This window comes from [Bacillus] caldolyticus (assembly GCF_003595605.1).
Lineage (GTDB): Bacteria > Bacillota > Bacilli > Bacillales > Anoxybacillaceae > Geobacillus > Geobacillus thermoleovorans.
Genome location: NZ_CP025074.1, coordinates 2,003,486 through 2,027,651 on the forward strand (window position 1 = coordinate 2,003,486; position 24,166 = coordinate 2,027,651).

Below are 24,166 nucleotides of genomic sequence, written 5' to 3' on the forward strand. Positions count from 1 at the left end.
CTTACCAGCCGCGTTCTTGCATCCGGTGCTCCGGCAACAATGTCGCGATATCGATGCCGCGCATCGCGCCGCCCAATCCTTTCGACAAGTGTGCGATCAATTCATAGTCTTCGTAATGAGTCGTCGCCTCTACGATCGCGCGCGCGTATTTTTCCGGATTTTCCGATTTGAAAATGCCAGACCCAACAAAGACACCGTCCGCACCCAAGTGCATCATCAAGGCAGCGTCAGCCGGTGTCGCGACACCGCCGGCGGCAAAGTTGACGACCGGCAGGCGGCCAAGCCGCTTGATCTCGCGCAGCACCTCAACCGGAGCCCCGAGCTGTTTCGCCTCAGCGACAAGCTCATCTTCGCTCATGTTGACGACTTTGCGAATTTGCGCGTTCACTTTGCGCATATGGCGCACGGCCTCAACGATGTTGCCTGTCCCCGGCTCTCCTTTCGTCCGCAACATCGATGCCCCTTCTGCAATGCGGCGCGCCGCTTCCCCTAAATCGCGGCAACCGCACACAAATGGAACGGTAAACTGCCGTTTGTCAATATGGAACTCCTCATCAGCCGGCGTTAATACTTCGCTTTCGTCAATGTAGTCGACACCAAGCGCCTCTAAGACACGCGCCTCAACATAGTGACCGATCCGCACTTTCGCCATGACTGGGATCGAAACGGCGTTCATCACTTCTTCGATCACCGTCGGGTCGGCCATGCGCGCGACACCGCCAGCGGCGCGAATGTCCGCCGGGACGCGCTCGAGCGCCATAACCGCGACAGCCCCTGCCGCTTCAGCGATTTTCGCCTGTTCTGCGTTCACGACGTCCATGATGACGCCGCCTTTTTGCATTTCCGCCATGCCGCGTTTGACGCGGTCCGTACCTGTCAATGCCAACGTTGATTCCCCCTATTCCTAATCCTTATGCTTTGCGAGGCATGCAAAAGGACGATTCCACTGTTTTATTTTACCTCAATTTTTACAAAAATCACAATGGAAAAAAGCTCCCCATCAAGGGGAGTCGATTTTACAGCCAGCCTTTCACTGTTTTGGCGACGCTTGTCCATAAATCAACAAACAGTCCGCCGACCGCGCGCATCGAAAGAACAAACCAATTGGCTTTTTCGACTTCAGCTGTTGTGACAAGCGGCACACGGATGTTTTTTTGCATGTCTGGGCTTAAGAAGGCAAGGGAGTCGTCCCCTTTATATTCGAGCGTCATATATCCAACCGTTTCCCCTTTTTTCAAAGGGGCGACTAGCTTTCCTTCTTTTGTCATTTTTTTCTTGTCCAACACATATACAGGTTTGTATTGTTTTTCCTCGCCGTTTTTCACAAGCAGATCCAGATTCTTTCCTGTCGCGACACGAACCTCTTTTTCTTTCCCTTTCACGACCGGAAGTGTTTCTTTTCCTTTCAGCTGGTACCCTTTTGGATAAAGCGTCTCGAGGGAGTATTGGTTGAATCCGTAGTTAAATAGTTTTTCTGTCTCTTTAAAGCGCGCCTCTTTTGTTGTTTTCCCACTCGCATCTTTCGCGTTCATGACAACCGAAATCAAGCGGACGCCGTTTCGTTTCGCCGTCCCGGTGAAACAGTTGCCGGCAAATTCCGTATAGCCGGTTTTCAACCCGTCTACACCTTCGTATCCGTACACAAGCCCAGGCAGCATCCAATTCCAGTTGTCCATTTTGATTTCATCTTTTGTTCCTTCCCGGAATACTTTATGAGGAATGCTCGCTGTTTTCAGCACTTCGGGATGATCTTTCAGCAACCGGTAGGCAAGCATCGCCATCGCACGTGCGGACATGACGTTTTCCTCATTTGTGCTTGTCCCTTCCGGATGGAATCCTTTTAAATCCTTATTGCTCAACCCTGTGGCATTGACAAACTTATAATCTTTCAGCCCAAGCTCTTTCGCTTTGTCGTTCATCATTTTCACAAAATTTTTCTCCGATCCAGCGATGATCTCAGCAATCGCGACCGTTGCCCCGTTCGCCGAATAAATGGCCATTGCCTCGTACAGCTCACGCACCGTATACTTGCCATCTTTTCGCAACGGGACATTGGACAGCGCCCGGTCTTGCGACAGCCGGTACACGTAATCGCTTGGCGTGTACATTTGATCCCATTTGACGCGCTTCGCCTTAATGGCGTCAAGAAGCAAATACTCGGTCATCATTTTCGTCATGCTGGCAATCCCAAGCACCGTATCGATATTTTTTTCATACAAAATTCTTCCCGTTTGTGCATCCACTAAAATCGCAGCGTCCGCCCGGATGTCAAGCGGGGCGCTTTCCGCCTTCACCGTCTGTTGAAACGGACCAAACGTTAAACAAAGGCAAATCGACAGCAACCAAAACAACCAGTTTTGTTTTCTCCTCCTCACAATGACACCCTCCTCACACAACCGTTATTGTAACATACCGTCGGCCAAAAAAATAGACGGAGGACATGTCTCCGTCAAAGTTGAGCCGATCGGCGCAACTCCGATCAAAAAGCAGAGTAGTTCGGCGCTTCTTTCGTAATTTGCACGTCATGCGGATGGCTTTCACGAAGCCCCGCGCTCGTCATGCGGATAAACTGCGTTTTTTCGCGCAGCTCTTCCAAATTGCGGGTTCCACAATAGCCCATGCCGGCGCGCAACCCACCGACAAGCTGATAAATCGTGTCGGCAAGCGGCCCTTTGTATGGAACGCGTCCCTCGATGCCTTCCGGGACAAACTTTTTCGCATCTTCTTGAAAATAGCGGTCTTTGCTGCCGCGCTCCATGGCTGCGACCGATCCCATGCCCCGGTACACCTTAAAGCGGCGGCCTTGGTAAATTTCCGTCTCACCCGGGCTTTCGGAAACACCAGCAAGCAAGCTGCCGAGCATAACCGCATGCGCCCCAGCCGCGATCGCCTTCACAATGTCGCCGGAATATTTGATCCCGCCGTCAGCGATGACCGGGACGCCATGTTTGCGCGCCTCAGTCGCACAGTCGTAGATCGCCGTAATTTGCGGCACACCAACCCCGGCGACAACCCGGGTCGTGCAGATGGACCCCGGACCGATTCCGACTTTAATAATGTTCGCCCCAGCCTCAATCAAGTCGCGCGTCCCTTCAGCTGTCGCGACATTGCCGGCGATGATGTTCAAGTCCGGGTATTGGCGTCGGATGTTGGCCACCGTCTCTAGGACGCCTTTCGAATGGCCGTGCGCCGTGTCAACGACAATGACATCAACCCCTGCCTCAACAAGCTTTTTGACGCGAATCATCGTGTCCGCCGTCACCCCGACGGCCGCCCCGACAATCAGCCTCCCTTTCGCATCTTTTGCCGAATTCGGGAACTCAATGACCTTTTCAATATCCTTGATCGTAATTAATCCCTTCAGCACACCGTTTTCATCAACAAGAGGCAGTTTTTCGACCTTGTGTCGCTGCAAAATTTTCTCTGCTTCCTCCAACGTTGTCCCCACCGGAGCAGTGATCAAGTTTTCCTTCGTCATTACCTCGGAAATTTTAATCGAATAGTCTTGAATGAAACGCAAGTCACGGTTCGTAATAATGCCGACCAATTTTTGCTCCTCGGGGTTGTTGACGATCGGCACCCCCGAGATCCGATATTTACTCATTAAGTGTTCTGCATCATACACTTGATGATCCGGCGTTAGGAAAAACGGGTCCGTAATGACGCCTCGTTCCGACCGTTTCACCTTGTCGACCTGCTCGGCCTGCTGTTCGATCGACATATTTTTGTGAATGATGCCAAGGCCTCCCTGACGCGCCATCGCAATTGCCATCTCCGCTTCGGTGACCGTATCCATCCCAGCGCTGAGAATCGGGATGTTCAACTGCAGCGTATCGCTCAACTTCGTGGTTACATCAACATCGCGCGGCAATACGTCCGACTTCGCTGGGATGAGAAGAACGTCATCAAACGTCAATCCTTCCTTGGCGAATTTCGCTTCCCACATGTTTTCTCCCCCTTGTCCGGAAATATTATTAGTAGCTTAACAACTGGTTAAACTACTGTCAAGGAATCAAGAAAATGTCCAACTTTTCAGTTATTTCAAGACAATTCTATGTAAGGGGGGTAAAAATGTTCGGAAATCACGGTCAACTGTTTCGCCTTTCTGTTTTCCGCTCGGCCGATACTGCGCAGCAATTTTTGCGGCAATGCTATCAACAGCTGCAGCGGGATGACGCCGTCCAACGCAGTTATGCAAACTGTTACCCATTTTTATATTATCTGGAACACGGGCAAAACTTTTACGCCGCTGCCCAGCAGGCGCCGCTGTCCATCAAGCCAGTTCTCTTGTTTTACGGCATGGTGCAGCTCTTAAAAGCATGCCTGCTCACTGTCGACCCCGACTACCCGGAATCAACATCGGTCTTGGCCCATGGTGTATCAGCAAGAAAACGAAAAAAACAGGGCTACGAATTTTTAGATGATGAAGTGAAAATACAAAAAAACGGTTTATTCGCACATTTTTCTGAAAAAATGTTTCATGTGAAACAAGAAGCTGGGGAAAAATTTCGCATGGGCACGCTGTTGCAACGAATTAGCGAGTTGCATGAAACGTTTTTTCTTCTAAGCGGGCGAAAAAAACCGTTATCCTTGCCTGTTGTACATACTGCTTCGCCGCCGATGCTCGCCATCCCAAAAGTGATTTTGGACCACTACCATATGTCGTTGTCCCGCTTTGTCCAATATCTCTGTGAAGAAGGACAAGGAAAGCGGCTTTCGTTCGCCAAAGAAGAAGGAGAATTTCTGTATTTTCATATAGAATCGCCGCTGTCGCCGGCCGGAGAAGGTCCGTTTTTATTCCATCTTGACGGTACACTCCGAATTCCAGTCAAGAAAGAGAAAACATTCTCGCTTCCAGAAATACACGCCCATTACTTGTTGCTGTATAACTTGAGCATGATTTCGCGCTATGAGACGGAATGGTGGAGCGAGCTTCTCCATTCTTACCCAAGCAAGGCATACACTTTTATTCTTGAGTTTCTCTCCGTGTCGGCGGAAAAAGTGCCGTTGCTGCTTCATGAATACTTAATGCGGAAATTTTTGGGTTGAATCAAATCAAAAATCCCCTGCTGTATATACAGCAGGGGATTTTCGCCTAGCAACGACCTACTCTTGCAGGGGCGCTGGCCCCAACTACCATCGGCGCTGGAGGGCTTAACTTCCGTGTTCGGGATGGGAACGGGTGTTTCCCCTCCGCCATAGCCACTAGGCAATGATGATCATCTTGGACAGTAATTATTATATCCATCCTGTTGGATTTGTCAACAGGATGTTCATTCCCTCAAAACTAGATAACCGTTGGAAGAAGCCACTCGCCTGCGCTTTTCGCATTGTCCAGCTCCGGCTCGCCGCCGCTCGGGGTCAAATAACCTTCGCCTTCGGGATCGGAAATCCCTGCAGGCGAAGAACATTTGCCCGTCGCGGCGACCCGCTCGCCTGCGCTTTTCGCTGTCTAGTTCCGGCCGCCATCGGCTCGCGACGCTTCGGTCCTGCTGCGGCGGCGACAGCCTCCTCGCAGGCCCTCCAGCGCACCTCGCCGATAAGCGGGCGGCCTCCACTTTTCTTGCTAGGTTAAGCCCTCGATCGATTAGTATCCGTCAGCTCCACGTGTCACCACGCTTCCACCTCGGACCTATCGACCTCGTCATCTTCGAGGGATCTTACCCGCTTTGCGCGGTGGGAAATCTCATCTTGAGGGGGGCTTCACGCTTAGATGCTTTCAGCGCTTATCCCGTCCGCACATAGCTACCCAGCGGTGCCCCTGGCGGGACAACTGGTACACCAGCGGTGCGTCCATCCCGGTCCTCTCGTACTAAGGACAGCTCCTCTCAAATTTCCTCCGCCCGCGACGGATAGGGACCGAACTGTCTCACGACGTTCTGAACCCAGCTCGCGTACCGCTTTAATGGGCGAACAGCCCAACCCTTGGGACCGACTACAGCCCCAGGATGCGATGAGCCGACATCGAGGTGCCAAACCTCCCCGTCGATGTGGACTCTTGGGGGAGATCAGCCTGTTATCCCCGGGGTAGCTTTTATCCGTTGAGCGATGGCCCTTCCATGCGGAACCACCGGATCACTAAGCCCGACTTTCGTCCCTGCTCGACCTGTCCGTCTCGCAGTCAAGCTCCCTTGTGCCTTTGCACTCTCCGAATGATTTCCAACCATTCTGAGGGAACCTTTGGGCGCCTCCGTTACCTTTTGGGAGGCGACCGCCCCAGTCAAACTGCCCACCTGACACTGTCTCCCACCCCGCTAAGGGGTGCGGGTTAGAATTTCAATACCGCCAGGGTGGTATCCCACCGACGCCTCCACCGAAGCTGGCGCTCCGGCTTCCCAGGCTCCCACCTATCCTGTACAAGCGATACCAAAATTCCATATCAGGCTGCAGTAAAGCTCCACGGGGTCTTTCCGTCCTGTCGCGGGTAACCTGCATCTTCACAGGTAGTATAATTTCACCGGGTCTCTCGTTGAGACAGCGCCCAAGTCGTTACACCTTTCGTGCGGGTCGGAACTTACCCGACAAGGAATTTCGCTACCTTAGGACCGTTATAGTTACGGCCGCCGTTTACTGGGGCTTCGGTTCGCACCTTCGCTTCCGCTAAGCGCTCCCCTTAACCTTCCAGCACCGGGCAGGTGTCAGCCCCTATACGTCGCCTTTCGGCTTCGCAGAGACCTGTGTTTTTGATAAACAGTCGCTTGGGCCTTTTCACTGCGGCTCTTCAGGGCTCTTCACCCCAAAGAGCACCCCTTCTCCCGAAGTTACGGGGTCATTTTGCCGAGTTCCTTAACGAGAGTTCTCCCGCGCGCCTTAGGATTCTCTCCTCGCCTACCTGTGTCGGTTTGCGGTACGGGCACCTCTTCCCTCGCTAGAGGCTTTTCTTGGCAGTGTGAAATCGGGGACTTCCGGATTACTCCGTCGCCGTCACCGCTTGGCCTTATGATCCGCGGATTTGCCTGCGGATCAGCCTCACGGCTTGGACAGGCTCTTCCAGCCGCCTGCTCGCCCTATCCTCCTGCGTCCCCCCATCGCTCAAACGGGAAGAAGGTGGTACAGGAATCTCAACCTGTTGTCCATCACCTACGCCTTTCGGCCTCGGCTTAGGTCCCGACTAACCCTGAGCGGACGAACCTTCCTCAGGAACCCTTAGGCTTTCGGCGCAGAGGATTCTCACCTCTGTTTTCGCTACTCATACCGGCATTCTCACTTCTAAGCGCTCCACCAGTCCTTCCGGTCTGGCTTCTCTGCCCTTAGAACGCTCCCCTACCGATGACCAACGGTCATCCCGCAGCTTCGGCGGCACGTTTAGCCCCGGTACATTTTCGGCGCAGAGTCACTCGACCAGTGAGCTATTACGCACTCTTTAAATGGTGGCTGCTTCTAAGCCAACATCCTGGTTGTCTCGGCAACTCCACATCCTTTTCCACTGAACGTGCACTTCGGGGCCTTAGCTGGCGGTCTGGGCTGTTCCCCTCTCGACCACGGATCTTATCACTCGCAGTCTGACTCCCGGGCATAAGTCGTTGGCATTCGGAGTTTGACTGGGTTCGGTAACCCGTTTGGGGCCCCTAGCCCAATCAGTGCTCTACCTCCAACACTCTCAAACCCGAGGCTAGCCCTAAAGCTATTTCGGGGAGAACCAGCTATCTCCAAGTTCGATTGGCATTTCACCCCTACCCACACCTCATCCCCGCACTTTTCAACGTGCGTGGGTTCGGGCCTCCAGCCGGTGTTACCCGGCCTTCACCCTGGACATGGGTAGATCACCTGGTTTCGGGTCGACGACGACGTACTCACACGCCCTGTTCAGACTCGCTTTCGCTGCGGCTCCGCCTCTTCGGCTTAACCTCGCACGCCATCGTCACTCGCCGGTTCATTCTACAAAAGGCACGCCATCACCCATCAACGGGCTCTGACTACTTGTAGGCACACGGTTTCAGGTTCTCTTTCACTCCCCTCCCGGGGTGCTTTTCACCTTTCCCTCACGGTACTGGTGCACTATCGGTCACTAGGGAGTATTTAGCCTTGGGAGATGGTCCTCCCTGCTTCCGACGGGATTCCTCGTGTCCCGCCGTACTCAGGATCCGCTCGGGAGGGAACGAAGTTTCGACTACAGGGCTCTCACCTTCTCTGGCCGGCCGTTCCAGACCGGTTCGTCTACCCCGTCCCTTTCTCACTCCCATCGTGAGCGGTCCTACAACCCCAAGAGGACATGCCTCTTGGTTTGGGCTGTTCCCGTTTCGCTCGCCGCTACTCAGGGAATCGCGGTTGCTTTCTTCTCCTCCGGGTACTAAGATGTTTCAGTTCCCCGGGTGTGCCCTCCATGCCCTATGGATTCAGGCATGGATACTGCCCCATTACGGACAGTGGGTTCCCCCATTCGGACATCTCCGGATCAACGCTTGCTTACAGCTCCCCGAAGCGTTTCGGCGTTTGCCCCGTCCTTCATCGGCTCCTAGTGCCAAGGCATCCACCGTGCGCCCTTTCCAGCTTAACCTATTGCGCTCTCGGCTTCTTCCTTTGCTTTATCGGTTATCTAGTTTTCAAGGAACGAGACTGCTTCTTGAATTTGCTTCTCTGCAGTCTTGCATCGAGGAATCCCACTTCCTCGAATCTGCTAGAAGACGCAGATGCAAAGCTACTGCCTTGAGTCTGCTTCTTTGCAGCTTTGCGCCGAGGAATCCATCTTCCTTGAACCTGCTAGAAGACGAAGGCGCAAAGTAGCTCCTTTGAATTCGCTTCTTCGCTGGTTTGCGTCGAGGAATTCGGCTTCTCCGAATCCGCTTGTAGACGCAAAGCGACTTCTTTGAACAAACTTCCTTGCGGCTTTGTGCCGAGGAATCTTGCTTCCCTGAACCTGCTAGCAGACGCAGGCACAGACGCAAAGCAGCTCCTTTGAATTCGCTTCTTCGCTGGTTTGCGTCGAGGAATTCGGCTTCTCCGAATCCGCTTGTAGACGCAAAGCGACTTCTTTGAACAAACTTCCTTGCGGCTTTGTGCCGAGGAATCTTGCTTCCCTGAACCTGCTAGCAGACGCAGGCACAGACGCAAAGCAGCTCCTTTGAATTCGCTTCTTCGCTGGTTTGCGTCGAGGAATTCGGCTTCTCCGAATCCGCTTGTAGACGCAAAGCGACTTCTTTGAACAAACTTCCTTGCGGCTTTGTGCCGAGGAATCTTGCTTCCCTGAACCTGCTAGCAGACGCAGGCACAGACGCAAAGCAGCTCCTTTGAATTCGCTTCTTCGCTGGTTTGCGTCGAGAAATTCGGCTTCTCCGAATCCGCTTGTAGACGCAGACGCAAAGCAACTACGTTGAAACCTCTTACCTTGATATGGTGGAGCCTATCGGGATCGAACCGATGACCTCCTGCTTGCAAAGCAGGCGCTCTCCCAGCTGAGCTAAGGCCCCATCCAATGGGCCTAAGTGGACTTGAACCACCGACCTCACGCTTATCAGGCGTGCGCTCTGACCAGCTGAGCTATAGGCCCATATACACATTGCAAGGAACAATAAGTTCCCTCAAAACTAAACAAAACAGCAAGCGTCATTATAATCAAACCATTCGATTTTGTCAATAACATCCTTAGAAAGGAGGTGATCCAGCCGCACCTTCCGGTACGGCTACCTTGTTACGACTTCACCCCAATCACTTGCCCCACCTTCGGCGGCTGGCTCCCGTAAGGGTTACCGCACCGACTTCGGGTGTTGCAAGCTCTCGTGGTGTGACGGGCGGTGTGTACAAGGCCCGGGAACGTATTCACCGCGGCATGCTGATCCGCGATTACTAGCGATTCCGGCTTCATGCAGGCGAGTTGCAGCCTGCAATCCGAACTGAGAGCGGCTTTTTGGGATTCGCTCCCCCTCGCGGGTTCGCAGCCCTTTGTACCGCCCATTGTAGCACGTGTGTAGCCCAGGTCATAAGGGGCATGATGATTTGACGTCATCCCCACCTTCCTCCGACTTGTCGCCGGCAGTCCCTCTAGAGTGCCCACCTTCGTGCTGGCAACTAGAGGCGAGGGTTGCGCTCGTTGCGGGACTTAACCCAACATCTCACGACACGAGCTGACGACAACCATGCACCACCTGTCACCCTGTCCCCCGAAGGGGGAACGCCCAATCTCTTGGGTTGTCAGGGGATGTCAAGACCTGGTAAGGTTCTTCGCGTTGCTTCGAATTAAACCACATGCTCCACCGCTTGTGCGGGCCCCCGTCAATTCCTTTGAGTTTCAGCCTTGCGGCCGTACTCCCCAGGCGGAGTGCTTATCGCGTTAGCTGCAGCACTAAAGGGTGTGACCCCTCTAACACTTAGCACTCATCGTTTACGGCGTGGACTACCAGGGTATCTAATCCTGTTTGCTCCCCACGCTTTCGCGCCTCAGCGTCAGTTGCAGGCCAGAGAGCCGCCTTCGCCACTGGTGTTCCTCCACATCTCTACGCATTTCACCGCTACACGTGGAATTCCGCTCTCCTCTCCTGCACTCAAGTCCCCCAGTTTCCAATGACCCTCCACGGTTGAGCCGTGGGCTTTCACATCAGACTTAAGGGACCGCCTGCGCGCGCTTTACGCCCAATAATTCCGGACAACGCTCGCCCCCTACGTATTACCGCGGCTGCTGGCACGTAGTTAGCCGGGGCTTCCTCGTGAGGTACCGTCACCGCGCCGCCCTCTTCGAACGGCGCTCCTTCGTCCCTCACAACAGAGCTTTACGACCCGAAGGCCTTCTTCGCTCACGCGGCGTCGCTCCGTCAGGCTTTCGCCCATTGCGGAAGATTCCCTACTGCTGCCTCCCGTAGGAGTCTGGGCCGTGTCTCAGTCCCAGTGTGGCCGGTCACCCTCTCAGGCCGGCTACGCATCGTCGCCTTGGTGAGCCGTTACCTCACCAACTAGCTAATGCGCCGCGGGCCCATCCGCAAGTGACAGCCAAAGGCCGCCTTTCAACCAAAGACCATGCGGTCTTCGGTGTTATCCGGTATTAGCTCCGGTTTCCCGGAGTTATCCCGGTCTTGCGGGCAGGTTGCCCACGTGTTACTCACCCGTCCGCCGCTGACCAAACCAGAGCAAGCTCCGATTTGGCCCGCTCGACTTGCATGTATTAGGCACGCCGCCAGCGTTCGTCCTGAGCCAGGATCAAACTCTCCAAAGAAAGTTGATTGGCTTTTCGCATTGTCCAGCTTCGGCCCGCCGCCTCTCGGGGTCAAATAACCTTCGCCTTCGGGATTGTAAATCCCTGCAGGCGAAGAACATTTGCCCATCGCGGCGACCCGCGAGCCTCAGCTTTTCTTATGACGCTTGCGTTTTGTTTAGTTTTCAAGGAGCTTTTTCGCTGTCCCTTAATGATGACAGCTATTAAATAATAACCCATGGACAACGAAAAGTCAACAACTTTTTTATTTCTTTACCGTCACAAGCAATGTTGATTGTATCATGTGGATGTTGTTTAGGCAATAGTATTTTTTGGAACTGACACTGATCAACCTTGCACCATTTCCTCGATATATATGTCCCGCTGAACGCTTAGTGACAGCAACTGTCCGGTTTCGATGATCTTGACGATCGGCCGGGCTGGCTCGTCCGAAGGAATAAACATAACTTCAGCCATTTCGCCGTTGGAGAGTTTGACGACGGCTCCTGTTTGTAGGCCGATGAGATTGTTCACCAGCGCGGCGACAGCTTCTGTACTCAGTTTGCCGAACTGCTCCCTTTGCATCGTTTCAATGGCCCGAAACGGCGACTGTTTGCGACGGTATAACCGTTCTGAAGTCATGGCATGGTAGACATCAGCGACGGCAACGATCTGGCTGTAAGGGTGAATTCTTTCTGCTTTTACTCCGAGCGGGTAGCCGCTGCCGTCATTTCGTTCATGATGTTGCAACACAGCAAGTTTTGCCCCATGGTTTAGCGCAGGGATTTTTTGCACCATGCGGTAGCTGAAGACAGGGTGCTGCTTTACTTCATTGAACTCGGCTTCAGTGAGCGCTGACGGATTTGTCAAAATTCTCTTACTTACTTTCGCCATGCCACAGTCTGCTAGCACACCGGCAAGGGCGATTTGGTGGCATTCCCCTTCGCTGTATCCAAGCTGCATGGCCAAAAAGCCCGCGAGCAGCCCGACGCTGACGGCATGATGGTGCAAATATTCGTCCTTTGTTGCGTAATGATGCAACATAAGCAACTCCCGTTTTTGGCCCGCCATTCGTTCAAAAAGCGAAATGATGACCCCTCTGATTTCGCCGATATCAACCGGCAAACCGGCTTGCCACGATTGAAACCATGTTTTGTATCGTTGGACCGCCTCTAAGTAGAAGGCCATCGGCTGTTTGGCAACCGCCGTTGATGCGGAATCGACGTTGGGAAATGGTTCACCGTTAGCAAGCAATGGTTCAACGTCCACTTCCTCAACGAGGAATTTTTCAAGTACGAGTAGCAACGGTTTCGTGATCACGGTGTTTTTCGGTATAATTGGACGTTTCGTCTTGCCGAGCACATCTTCAGCGAGCACGCATCCTTCGCGAAGCTGGGAGCGTTTCACACGGACCATCGATTAGTGCCCCCTTTGTCTTTTTTTCTCTGTATTTCTATCGTAACATGATTTTGGCCGCGATGGCAGGCTTTTGAAACAGAAAAACGACGCCCCGCGCCTATAGGCGAAGCGCCGTTTCCGTTAGGCTGAATGATCTTCTTCTTTATTCCTCGTCCCTTTCTTCCTCAGGCACTTTCGCCACCGTAGCGACGCACTCATGCCCATCTTCGCCAGAGAGGCGAATGAGCTTAACGCCTTGGGCGATTCTTCCCGTCCGAGAAATATCGCTGACGGCAATGCGAATGAGCACGCCGCCGGTCGTGATCACCATGACGTCTTCATTGCCGACGACGGTTGTCACCGCAACGACAGGACCGTTTTTATCCGTGACGTTGCACGTTTTCAATCCTTTGCCCCCGCGGCTTTGCACGCGGTATTCCGAGGCCGGAGTGCGCTTGCCGAACCCTTTTTTCGTGACGACAAGCACATCATGATGGTCTTCTAAAATTTCCATGCCAACTACTTCATCCCCGTCATCAAGCGTGATCGCTTTGACTCCAGTCGCGCTGCGGCCCATCGCCCGCACGTCGGTTTCCGGAAAACGGATGAGCATGCCGTTTTTCGTACCGATGATCAAATGCTTTTTGCCATCCGTCAGCCGGACAGAAATCAGTTCATCCCCTTCGCGCAAATGGATGGCGATAAGCCCGTTGTTGCGAATATGGGCGAACGCTGAAAGCGGGGAACGTTTGGCAATTCCTTGCTTTGTCGCAAACACGAGGTAGCGTTCATCGCTAAACTCGCTTTCAATCGGAATCATGGCGTTGATCCACTCATCTTTATCGAGCTCAAGCAAGTTGATGATCGGCAGCCCTTTGGCTGTGCGGCCGAATTCCGGAATCTCGTAGCCTTTTGCCTGATATACTTTCCCTTTATTCGTGAAAAACAGCACGGTGTCATGAGTCGACGTAATGAGCAAATGTTCGACAAAATCGTCTTCCGCCGTATGCATGCCTTGCACGCCCCGTCCGCCGCGTTTTTGGCTCCGGTACGTCGATAAAGGCAAGCGCTTGATGTAGCCTTTATGAGTAAGCGTGATGACGACATGCTCTTGCGGAATTAAATCCTCGTCATCGAACTGCTCAACGGCTCCTGAAACGATTTCCGTGCGCCGCTCATCGTTGAACCGCTCCTTAATTTCGCTCAGTTCATCGCGAATGATTTGCAATACTTTCTCTTCGTCGGCCAATACGCCTCTCAGTTCTGCGATCAGACGGACAAGGTCTTGGTATTCTTGTTCGATTTTTTCCCGCTCAAGGCCGGTTAACCGTTGCAGGCGCATATCCAAAATCGCCTGCGCTTGCCGTTCACTGAGTGAGAACCGCGCCATCAGCCCTTCGCGCGCCGCCTCCGTTGTCTGTGAGCGGCGGATGAGGTCGATCACTTCATCCAAATGGTCAAGGGCGATGCGCAACCCTTCCAGAATGTGAGCACGCGCCTCGGCTTTTTTCAGCTCAAACGCCGTCCGCCGGCGGATGACGGTTTTTTGATGGTTTAAATAATGCTCCAAACACTCTTTTAAGTTCAGCACTTTCGGCTCGCCGTTTACCAAAGCAAGCATGTTGATGCCAAAACTCGTTTGCAATGCCGTATGTTTGTACAAATTGTTCAACACAACCTTCGCGTTGGCATCGCGCCGCACTTCGATAACGATGCGCATGCCGCTCCGATCCGACTCGTCGCGCAAGTCGGTGATGCCGTCAATTTTTTTGTCGCGCACAAGTTCGGCGATCCGCTCGATCAGTTTCGCCTTGTTTACTTGGTAAGGTAGCTCGGTCACAATGATCGTTTCCTTGCCGTTTGGCTGCTGCTCGATTTCGGCCTTGGCGCGCAATGTAATGGAGCCGCGACCCGTTTCGTACGCCTTGCGGATGCCGCTGCGGCCGATAATTTGTCCAGCGGTTGGAAAGTCAGGTCCTGGGATGTATTCCATCAAATCGGCAACCGTCATCTCCGGATTTTGGCTTAATGCCAACAAGGCATCAATCACTTCGCCAAGCTGGTGCGGCGGAATGTTCGTCGCCATTCCGACAGCGATGCCGGATGAACCGTTGACAAGCAAATTAGGAAACCGGGACGGCAGCACGACCGGTTCTTTTTCCGAACCGTCATAGTTGTCTTGATAGTCAATCGTGTCTTTGTTGATATCGCGCAAAAGCTCCATGGCGATTTTCGACATGCGCGCTTCCGTGTAGCGCATCGCTGCTGCCGCGTCGCCGTCAATCGATCCGAAGTTGCCATGTCCGTCGACAAGCATGTAGCGGTAGTTGAAATCTTGCGCCATGCGCACCATCGTGTCATACACGGCGGCATCCCCGTGCGGATGATATTTCCCGATCACTTCGCCGACGATGCGAGCCGACTTTTTATACGGTTTATCGGCAGTCATGCCGAGGTCGTGCATGGCATATAAAATGCGGCGATGCACCGGCTTCAGCCCGTCGCGCACGTCCGGCAGGGCGCGCGAAACGATGACGCTCATCGCATAGTCAAGAAACGAAGAACGCATTTCCTGGCTGATGTTCACTTCGCGGATGCGCGGTTGTTCGTGTTCTGCCATTCGTTCAAACCTCCCTTTGAAACCTCCTCCAGTCCGGACCGCCCGGCCAGGCGGACGCGGACGGACGGCGGGCGCCGCTTCGCTCGCGCGCCGGGTGTCCCCGTCGGCAAGGTGAAGCGAGGAGGGCGGCTGATTCCCTCTTTTTTTATCCTAAATGTCCAAGTTTTTCACATAACGGGCATTTTCTTCGATGAACTGGCGGCGCGGCTCAACTTTATCGCCCATTAAAATTTCAAACGTTTCATCTGCGTCAATGGCGTCTTGCAAGCTCACTTGCAGCAACGTTCTCGTTTCCGGATTCATCGTCGTTTCCCAAAGTTGCTCCGGATTCATTTCGCCCAGTCCTTTATAGCGTTGAATCGTCGGTTTTGGCTGGTCCGGCAGCTCAGCAAGGATTTTCTCAAGCTGGCGGTCGTTGTAAGCATAACGCACCTGTTTTCCCTGCTCGATTTTATACAGCGGCGGCTGAGCGATATAAATGTAGCCGTGTTCAATCAATTCCCGCATATAACGGTAAAAAAATGTTAAAAGAAGCGTGCGAATATGGGCCCCGTCAACATCGGCGTCGGTCATGATGATGACCTTATGGTAACGCGCCTTTGAGATGTCAAACTCTTCGCCAATGCCCGTGCCAAGGGCGGTAATAATCGCCCGCACCTCATTGTTCGACAAAATTTTGTCCAAGCGCGCTTTTTCCACGTTAAGGATTTTCCCGCGCAGCGGCAAAATCGCTTGGAAATGGCGGTCGCGCCCTTGTTTCGCGGAGCCGCCGGCCGAATCGCCCTCGACGACATACAGCTCGCTGATCGACGGGTCTCTTGACGAACAGTCAGCCAGTTTGCCCGGCAAATTGGAAATTTCAAGCGCACTTTTGCGCCGCGTCAGTTCGCGCGCTTTTTTCGCCGCCAGCCGCGCCCGCGCCGCCATCATGCCTTTTTCGACGATTTTTCGGGCAATCGTCGGATTTTCAAGCAAAAACGTTTCAAATTGTTCGGAAAAGACAGCGTCGGTCACCGTGCGCGCATCGCTGTTGCCGAGCTTCGTTTTCGTTTGCCCTTCAAACTGCGGCGATGGATGCTTGATCGACACGATGGCCGTCAGCCCTTCGCGCACATCTTCGCCAGTCAAATTCGTGTCGTTTTCTTTAAAAATTTGCTGCTTGCGAGCGTAATCATTGATAATGCGCGTCAGCGCCATTTTAAAGCCAGATTCATGTGTGCCGCCTTCATGCGTATGAATGTTGTTGACAAACGAATAAATATTGCTCGTATAGCCGTCGTTGTACTGCAAGGCGATTTCTACGGCAATGCCGTCACGCTCGCCAGCGATATAAATTGGCTCTTCGTGCAGCACTTCTCGTGTTCGGTTCAAATGACGGACGTATGAACGAATGCCGCCTTCGTAAACATATTCGTTTTTTCGGCTGTCAACCCGTTCGTCCGTCAGCGTGATTTTTAAGCCGCGATTTAGAAAGGCGAGCTCACGCAACCGAGTGGCCAGCGTTTCATAGTCAAATTCGGTCGTCTCAGTGAAAATTTCCGGGTCCGGCTTAAAACGGGTCGTCGTTCCGGTCCGGTCTGTCTCGCCGATGACTTGCAAGTCGGTGCACGGTTCTCCGCGCTCGTACCGCTGGTAATGGATTTTTCCATCCCGATAGACGTAAACTTCGAGCCATTCCGATAAGGCGTTGACGACCGAAGCGCCAACGCCGTGCAAGCCGCCGGACACTTTATAGCCCCCTCCGCCAAATTTCCCACCGGCATGAAGGACGGTCATAATGACTTCGACGGCGGGACGCCCGGTCGCCTCGTGAATGTCAACCGGAATGCCACGCCCGTTGTCGGCGACGGTGATGCTGTTGTCTTTGCCGATCGTCACATCGATGTTTGTGCAATAGCCCGCCAACGCCTCGTCGATGCTGTTGTCGACGATTTCCCAAACGAGATGGTGCAGTCCTTTCGGCCCCGTCGAGCCGATGTACATCCCCGGGCGCTTGCGGACCGCTTCAAGGCCTTCAAGCACTTGGATTTGGCTTGCATCGTACGTCTGCTCAACCCGTTGTTCCATTGTCATGCCTGATCACCTACGCTTTCTTTGCAAACGTTCAACGGTCTCGCGGTCAAGAAGGAGCGGTTACCGAACCAGAATGGACTCGATAAATAGCCGCTTCTTGAATGATATCGTGCTTAATGCCGTCAATGCTTGTTGTTGTGACAAAAGTTTGCACTTTTTTCCGGATGGCATCAAGGAGGTGGGTTTGCCGAAAGTCATCAAGTTCTGACAACACATCATCCAGCAATAAAATGGGGTAATCGCCTAACTCGGAAAAGATGAGCTCAAGTTCTGCCAGCTTGACCGCTAGCGCGGTTGTACGTTGTTGCCCCTGGGAACCGAAAGTTTGCACGTTTTTTCCATTCACGAAAAACGCGATGTCATCACGATGCGGGCCGACCAGCGTTGTTCCCCGCTGAACTTCCCGTTCCCTCATGGCGGCGAACGTTTCACTGTATGCTTCTACTATTCTCGACAATTCCGCCTTTTCTGATACGTCGACCGACGGTTCGTATCGGATGCAAAGCTGTTCGGCGCCGCGGCTGATTTCATAGTGGATTGGCATCGCCCATTGCTCAAGCAGCGACAAAAACTGGCGGCGCCGCAGCGTAATTTTGGCCGCCAGCAATACAAGCTGCTCAGTTAACACATCAAGAACCGCCTCATCGCTCCGCTCGCGCGCCTGCATCATTTTTAAGTAATGATTGCGTTGTTGCAGCAGCTTTTGGTATTGGCTCAAATCATGTATATACACAGGCGACACTTGCCCGATTTCCATATCGACAAATCGGCGCCGCACTTGCGGACTTCCCTTGACTAAATTCAAGTCTTCGGGAGCAAACATGACGACATTCAAATGGCCGACGTATTGGCTGAGCCGCTGCTGTTCAATATGGTTGCATCTTGCTTTTTTTCCTTTTTTTGAAATAAGCAACTCAAGCGTTAACGACCCGCTTCGTTTTTCCGCTCTTCCTTCTATTTTAGCATACTCTTCATTCCAACGGATAAGGTCTTTATCGTTGGACGTGCGGTGCGACTTCGCCATAGCCAAAACATAAATGGCCTCCATCATGTTCGTCTTTCCTTGGGCATTTTCTCCTAAGATGACGTTCACGCCCTCACCAAAATTCAGCGTTTCATACTCATAATTCCGGTAATTCGTCAACGTTAAGTTGGTCAAAAACACCGAACCTTCACCTACTCCGCTTTTACGACGACGAACGTGCCAAACGGTTCAATGTCGATCCGGTCGCCGTCTCTCAGCTTTCGCCCGCGCCGGTTTTCCCGTTCTCCATTGACAAGCACGTGATGTTCCTGCAAAAACCATTTGGCCGCACCGCCAGTATCGATCAATCGCACAAGTTTCAAAAGCTGCCCCAGCGTAATCGTTTCCGTTGTAATCGTCACCCGTTGTTCCATCCGTGTCATCGCTCGCTTTCCTTCAAACTGCCTATTCTTTTATTTTACCGAAAAATCCGCCCACTCGCAAAGAAAGCCGATGGGAAGGATGGGCATAGATGTTGCCCGCCTTCTCATCGGACTTGAGAAAAAGCAGCGTTGTCGGGCGGCTTTTGCCCTTGAAGCTGAATGGTTTTCGCCAATAGGAGGGCGGTGGGTCAATATGTTCTCACCGGCAAAATGAGCTGAAGCATCGAATCGGTATGAAGCGGGCGCAACAGGAACGGCCGCATGGCCCCAGTGAAGCTGATTTGAATGTCTGTTCCATCAAGCGCCCGCAACGCGTCCATCATATATTTCGCGCTGAACGAAATGTTCAACTCTTCCCCTTCAAGAGACTCCGTTTGCAGCTGCTCCGTCACTTTCCCGATCTCCGGAGAAATCGAAGAAATTTCGAGCATTCCTCCAGGAAGCGTCGTTAGTTTCACAACGTTGTTCCTTCCTTCTCGAGCAAGCAAGGACGCTCGGTCGATTGCCTGCAGAAACTCTTTTGTATTGACGATCATGGTCGTTTTGCTTTCTGTTGGAATCAAGCGGGCCGTCTCCGGATAGTTGCCGTCAAGCAGCCGGGAAAAGAAGAGAAGGTGCTCGGCCTTAAATAGCACTTGATTGGCTGTCATGACGATGTCCACCGGGTGGTTGCCGTCATCCAAAATTTTGCTGAGCTCATTAAGACTTTTTCCAGGGATGACGACGTTGTATGATACTTCATTTTCCGACTCAATTTTCACTTTGCGCATGGCTAAGCGATGACTGTCGGTCGCTGTGCAGACAAGCTCGCCATGTTCAACTTTCCAGTTGACACCTGTCAAGATTGGGCGCGTTTCCGATGTAGAAACGGCGAACACCGTTTGCCGAATCACGGTTTTCAATAAATCAGCCGGGATTTGAAACACGTTTTCTTCTTCAATTTGCGGCAGGCGCGGATATTCGTCGGCGTTTAGCCCATTGAGGCGGAATTCTGAGTGCCCCGAGCGGATGATCGTCAAAAAGTTGTCTTCCGTTTCGATTTCCACCGTTTGTTGCGGCAGTTTTTTCACGATTTCAGAGAAAAAGCGCGCCTGCAGTACGATGCTCCCCGGTCTTTTCACGTCAACGAGCAACTTGCCTTCTTTTTCAAGCGGAATAAACGATTCAATTGAAATGTCGGAATCGCTTCCGGTCAGCGTTACTCCCGAGGCGGTTGCTGTTAGTTTGATTCCGGTCAAAATCGGAATCGTCGTTCTTGTCGATACGGCTTTCATCACGTCTTGGACGCTCTTGGCCAACGCTTCGCGGTCAATGGAAATGTTCACGTTGCTGTTCCTCCCCGTTTCTTTAGATCGTCGGAAATAAATTATAAAAATATAAAAACAAAAACCGTAGTACTAGTCGTATGGCTTGTTAGTATGTGGATAAACAAAAAAAGCGAATCAAGCACAGCCTGTCCACATGTGGATAAGCTGTGCATAAAACCGAGACAGTTGTTCACAGTTGCTTCAGCTTTTCTTGAATCTCTTGTATATGCCTTTGCAGCTGCGTATCGGTTTGCAAAAGCTTTGATATTTTTTCATGGGCGTGGATGACGGTTGTATGATCGCGTCCCCCAAATTCATCGCCGATTTTCGGCAACGAACAGTCGGTCAGTTCGCGGGAGAGATACATGGCAATTTGCCGAGGGAACGCGACCGATTTTGTTCGCTTTTTCGCTTTAAAATCTTCCATCTTGATGTTGAAATGCTGTCCAACAACGCGCTGAATGTCTTGAATCGTGATTACCTTCGGCTTTGCGCTCGGGATGATGTCTTTCAATGCCTCTGCTGCCAAGTCAGCGGTGATCTCTTTGTTGATGAGCGACGAATAAGCGACGACGCGAATGAGAGCGCCCTCAAGCTCGCGGATGTTCGAGTCAATTTGATTGGCGATATAAAGCATTACCTCGTTTGGAATGTCAAACCCCTCCGCCTTCGCCTTTTTGCGGAGGATAGCGATCCGCGTCTCCAAATCAGGCGGCGTAATGTCGGTGATGAGCCCCCACTCAAAGCGCGAACGCAAGCGGTCTTCGAGTGTTGGGATTTCTTTCGGCGGTCGATCGCTTGAGATGACGATTTGCTTGCTCTCCTCGTGCAGCGTATTAAACGTATGGAAAAATTCTTCTTGCGTTTGTTCTTTTCCGGCCAAAAACTGAATATCATCGATCAGTAGGACGTCAACGTTCCGATACTTGTTGCGAAAGTCGTCAGGGCGGTTGTCTCGGATGGCGTTAATAAACTCATTCGTAAATTTCTCTGAAGATAAATAGACCACTTTCGCCGATGGGTTATGTTCAATCACGTAATGGCCGATCGCGTGCATTAAGTGTGTTTTTCCAAGTCCGACGCCGCCATAGATAAACAAGGGGTTGTATGCTTTGGCCGGAGCCTCAGCGACCGCCAGTGAAGCGGCATGGGCGAACCGGTTGCCGGAGCCGATGACAAACGTATCGAACGTGTATTTCGGATTTAACATGCTTTGTGGGAAATCGTTTGTCTCTTCATACGGTTTCCGTTGCTTTTTCTTAGATGACTGGAACTCTAGTTCTTCATCATCCTGATTTGGCGGAATGATAAACTTGACGGCCAATTCTTCGCCCGTGATGGTGTAGATCGTTTCCGCAATCAAATGAGAGTAGCGAGAATCAAGCCAATCTCTAGCAAACTCGTTCGGGGCTACGATGACGAGCGTGTCACCTCGTAAAGAGTGGGCTTTTGTTGACTTGAGCCAAGTTTCAAAGCTCGGCTTGCTGATTTTTTGTTCAATCTCCGCGAGCACGCGATCCCATAAGTCATGGATATTTTCCACCCGTTGCCCCTCCCTTAAGTCAGAGGATGATCGTTTGTTTAAAAAAATAAGTTTGTGGAAAAAGCATATTAAGGAAATAAAGAAGCTTTTCGACAAAATCCACCATCTGTGGGTAACATTATTAACGCGTTGTGAAAAAACTATCCACAATCTATCCACAAAATGTGGATAGACTCCTCTTATCCACATAATTATCCATAGTGAAAACACAATAATAATAGCAAATAAAGCGGCTTGTTGCAACGGGATTTTTTTGATTATCCACAAAATGGACGGGATGTGAAAAAATCATTATCCACACCATTGAACATGTGAAAAAAATGTCGATAAATGTTGTGGATTGTTGATAGGGAGAAAAAATTTATCCACAGCGCTGATCAGAGTTGGAAAAACGAAGAGGCGGTTGACATTTGCTAAGATTGTTCAATATAATGAGAAAGACTGCCCGTAACTGTTATTCCCTAGGGAGGTGTCATAGATGAAACGGACGTATCAACCGAATAGACGGAAACGAAGCAAAGTGCACGGATTCCGCGCGCGCATGAGCACGAGAAACGGCAGAAAAGTGTTGGCGCGCCGCCGCCGCAAAGGAAGAAAAGTTTTGTCTGCATAATAGGCCACTGAAGTTTCAGTGGTCTTTTTTCTCAATATTTTGCCGCCGGGAAATTAGGCAAATGGAGTGTTTGGGGAGAATGAAAAAAAAGTATCGGATCAAGAAAAACGAAGAGTTCCAGGAAGTGTTTCAGAGGGGCGCTTCAACGGCCAACCGCCAGTTTGTCATCTACACGCTTGACCGCCCGGAGCAGCCTTATTTTCGCATCGGGCTGTCTGTCAGCAAAAAACTTGGCAAGGCTGTCGTCCGAAATCGAATCAAGCGCTACATCCGCCAATGCTTCCTCGAATTGAAAGAGGAGATTGCCCCTGGCAAAGACTATGTCGTTATCGCTAGGCAGCCGGTGGCGGAGATGAATTATGCGGAAGTAAAAAAAAGTTTAATCCATGTGCTCCGGAAATCCGGAGGGCTGAAAAAAGGAGGCCAACCGTCGCATTCGGCTTGAAAAAATGCTCCACGCGGCAAAAAAAATGGTAAAATACATACGTGAACTTGTATATGTGGGAGGAAAAAGAAGGTGAAAAGGCGAATCAGATTCATCATTTTGTTCGGTGCGTTAGCGGCTGTGCTGGCCGGATGCACGGAAATTCACAAACCGATCACCCCGGAAAGCAAGGGGTTTTGGAACGAGTATATCGTTTATCCGCTTTCTTGGCTGATCAAATATGTCGCCGGGCTGCTCGGCGGAAGCTTTGGGTTGTCCATCATTGTCGTCACCATTTTGATCCGCTTATTGATTTTGCCGCTGATGATTCAACAGACGCGCAACGCGAAGGCGATGCAAGCGCTTCAGCCGGAAATTGAAGCGCTCCGCAAAAAATACAGCTCAAAAGACGCGCAAACTCAACAAAAGCTCCAGCAAGAGATGATGCTCTTATTCCAAAAGCACGGCGTCAACCCAATGGCCGGCTGCTTCCCGATTTTGATCCAGATGCCGATTTTAATTGGATTTTACCATGCCATCATGCGGACGAGAGAAATTGCCCAACATAATTTTTTATGGTTTGACCTTGGCGAAAAAGACCCGTACTACATTTTGCCGGTCATTGCCGGCGTGACGACGTTCATCCAGCAGAAAATCATGATGGCCGGCTCCGCTCAGCAAAATCCACAAATGGCGATGATGCTTTGGATGATGCCGATTATGATCGTCATTTTCGCGATCAACTTCCCAGCTGCTTTGTCGCTTTACTGGGTCGTCGGAAATATTTTCTCCATTGTGCAAACGTATCTCATTAAAGGGCCGGAGATTGCCGCCCATTCAGGAGGAGCGAAAAAGTGAAAGAAGTGACCGCGACTGCCCGGACAGTCGAAGAGGCGGTGCAGTTGGCGCTCGCGCAGCTTGGCGTGCCTCGAGAGCGTGCGGTTATTGTTGTGCTCGATGAAGGGAAAAGAGGTTGGTTTGGCTTGTTTGGCGGCCGGCCGGCGGTTGTGAAAGCCGTGCTGAAAATCGACCCGGTTGAGGAGACGGTTCGCTTTTTGCAGCAAGTCATCGCGCAAATGGGGGCGGAAGGGGCAAGCATCGAAGCCGTCCGCCGCGGCAAGCAGGTGACGCTTCATGTGCACGGGGGGCCGGTCGGTCTATTGATCGGCAAGCACGGGCAAACGTTAAACGCTCTTCAGTTTTTGGCGCAGCTCGTCGCCAACCGCCATGCTGACGAATACGTGTCGATTGCCGTCGATGTCGAAAATTACCGCGAACGAAGGGAAAAGGCGCTGATCGAACTGGCGCACAAGCTGGCCGCCCGGGCGGTGAAGACGGGAAAAGAAGTAAGGTTGGAGCCGTTGCCGGCGCATGAACGGAAGATCATCCATGCAGCGCTGGCTGACAACAAGCACGTCTTGACCTATTCCGTTGGCGTTGATCCGCACCGTTCGATTGTCGTCGCTCCGAAAACAGGCAAAATGTCGCCGAAAAAAGAGGCGCCTCGCTAAACTGTAGAGAGGCGGCCTCTTTTTTTACGGTATTGGCGCCGCCTGGAAGATTGGCGATGGAAATGGGGGAAACGCTCCAGCAAGAGCTTCTTCAAATGGGGAAACAGCGCAGCAACGGTCTTTTTTGCCTATCCGTCCAGATGATTGT

The 24,166-nt window shown here is 52.1% G+C and carries 15 protein-coding genes, 2 tRNA genes and 3 rRNA genes; 5 read left to right on the forward strand and 15 right to left on the reverse strand.

All coding sequences use genetic code 11. From position 1 onward, the window contains the following. Position 1: 1 nt before the first annotated feature. The 3 genes from pdxS to guaB all read right to left on the reverse strand — a co-directional run bounded on the left by pdxS (position 2) and on the right by guaB (position 3,946). Entirely contained in the window at positions 2-886 is an 885-nt protein-coding gene (gene pdxS, locus CWI35_RS10490) for a pyridoxal 5'-phosphate synthase lyase subunit PdxS (RefSeq protein ID WP_011229527.1), read from the reverse strand. A gap of 130 nt (positions 887-1,016) precedes the next feature. Then, positions 1,017-2,375, reverse strand: coding sequence for a serine hydrolase (locus tag CWI35_RS10495; protein ID WP_011229526.1), 1,359 nt, complete (start codon positions 2,373-2,375; stop codon positions 1,017-1,019). 104 nt (positions 2,376-2,479) lie between these two features. Next, the gene (gene guaB / locus CWI35_RS10500; protein WP_033024488.1) at positions 2,480-3,946 is read right to left on the reverse strand and encodes an IMP dehydrogenase; all 1,467 of its coding nucleotides are present in this window, start codon (positions 3,944-3,946) and stop codon (positions 2,480-2,482) included. 125 nt (positions 3,947-4,071) lie between these two features. Between guaB and CWI35_RS10505 the strand changes: the two genes are divergently transcribed. Further along, complete coding sequence (locus CWI35_RS10505) at positions 4,072-5,049, forward strand: YaaC family protein (RefSeq protein WP_011229524.1); 978 nt, start codon at positions 4,072-4,074, stop codon at positions 5,047-5,049. Positions 5,050-5,093: 44 nt separating this feature from the next. Here CWI35_RS10505 and rrf read toward each other — a convergent pair. From rrf to dnaA, 12 genes are all read right to left on the reverse strand, one after another. Further along, positions 5,094-5,210 (reverse strand): 5S ribosomal RNA (gene rrf / locus CWI35_RS10510). 357 nt (positions 5,211-5,567) lie between these two features. Next, positions 5,568-8,497, reverse strand: a 23S ribosomal RNA gene (locus tag CWI35_RS10515). Between the two features lie 834 nt (positions 8,498-9,331). Next, positions 9,332-9,407: transfer RNA gene (locus CWI35_RS10520), tRNA-Ala, on the reverse strand. 6 nt (positions 9,408-9,413) lie between these two features. Then, positions 9,414-9,487: transfer RNA gene (locus CWI35_RS10525), tRNA-Ile, on the reverse strand. Positions 9,488-9,586: 99 nt separating this feature from the next. Further along, positions 9,587-11,143: ribosomal RNA gene (locus CWI35_RS10530) — 16S ribosomal RNA — on the reverse strand. Together the 16S, 23S and 5S rRNA genes with 2 tRNA genes alongside form the textbook arrangement of a ribosomal RNA operon. A gap of 327 nt (positions 11,144-11,470) precedes the next feature. Further along, complete coding sequence (locus CWI35_RS10535) at positions 11,471-12,538, reverse strand: HD-GYP domain-containing protein (RefSeq protein ID WP_014194554.1); 1,068 nt, start codon at positions 12,536-12,538, stop codon at positions 11,471-11,473. 145 nt (positions 12,539-12,683) lie between these two features. Then, a complete protein-coding gene (gyrA, locus tag CWI35_RS10540) occupies positions 12,684-15,140 on the reverse strand; it encodes a DNA gyrase subunit A (RefSeq protein ID WP_011229522.1) in 2,457 nt (818 codons plus the stop codon). A gap of 150 nt (positions 15,141-15,290) precedes the next feature. Continuing rightward, a complete protein-coding gene (gyrB, locus tag CWI35_RS10545; RefSeq protein WP_014194553.1) occupies positions 15,291-17,213 on the reverse strand; it encodes a DNA topoisomerase (ATP-hydrolyzing) subunit B in 1,923 nt (640 codons plus the stop codon). 46 nt (positions 17,214-17,259) lie between these two features. Beyond that, positions 17,260-18,378: a DNA replication/repair protein RecF gene (recF, locus tag CWI35_RS10550; protein WP_011229520.1), complete on the reverse strand. Its 1,119-nt coding sequence runs from the start codon at positions 18,376-18,378 to the stop codon at positions 17,260-17,262. Between the two features lie 11 nt (positions 18,379-18,389). After that, on the reverse strand, positions 18,390-18,620 hold the full coding sequence (yaaA, locus tag CWI35_RS10555; RefSeq protein WP_012820418.1) for a S4 domain-containing protein YaaA: 231 nt from the start codon (positions 18,618-18,620) through the stop codon (positions 18,390-18,392). Positions 18,621-18,808: 188 nt separating this feature from the next. Next, complete coding sequence (dnaN, locus tag CWI35_RS10560; protein ID WP_011229518.1) at positions 18,809-19,945, reverse strand: DNA polymerase III subunit beta; 1,137 nt, start codon at positions 19,943-19,945, stop codon at positions 18,809-18,811. A 172-nt stretch (positions 19,946-20,117) separates the two neighbouring features. After that, positions 20,118-21,470, reverse strand: a complete 1,353-nt coding sequence (gene dnaA / locus CWI35_RS10565) for a chromosomal replication initiator protein DnaA (RefSeq protein ID WP_011229517.1) — start codon at positions 21,468-21,470, stop codon at positions 20,118-20,120. 478 nt (positions 21,471-21,948) lie between these two features. On the opposite strand from dnaA, the gene rpmH reads away from it, so the two are divergent. From rpmH to jag, 4 genes are all read left to right on the forward strand, one after another. Then, positions 21,949-22,083 carry a 50S ribosomal protein L34 gene (rpmH, locus tag CWI35_RS10570; protein WP_003253900.1) on the forward strand — a complete coding sequence of 45 codons (135 nt, stop codon included), beginning with the start codon at positions 21,949-21,951 and terminating at the stop codon, positions 22,081-22,083. Positions 22,084-22,162: 79 nt separating this feature from the next. Next, positions 22,163-22,528, forward strand: coding sequence for a ribonuclease P protein component (gene rnpA / locus CWI35_RS10575; protein WP_011232960.1), 366 nt, complete (start codon positions 22,163-22,165; stop codon positions 22,526-22,528). 72 nt (positions 22,529-22,600) lie between these two features. Further along, a complete protein-coding gene (gene spoIIIJ / locus CWI35_RS10580) occupies positions 22,601-23,365 on the forward strand; it encodes a YidC family membrane integrase SpoIIIJ (protein ID WP_011232959.1) in 765 nt (254 codons plus the stop codon). Further along, positions 23,362-24,018 carry an RNA-binding cell elongation regulator Jag/EloR gene (gene jag, locus CWI35_RS10585; RefSeq protein WP_011232958.1) on the forward strand — a complete coding sequence of 219 codons (657 nt, stop codon included), beginning with the start codon at positions 23,362-23,364 and terminating at the stop codon, positions 24,016-24,018. The genes spoIIIJ and jag overlap by 4 nt, the downstream gene beginning before the upstream one ends. The last annotated feature ends 148 nt before the right edge of the window (positions 24,019-24,166 follow it).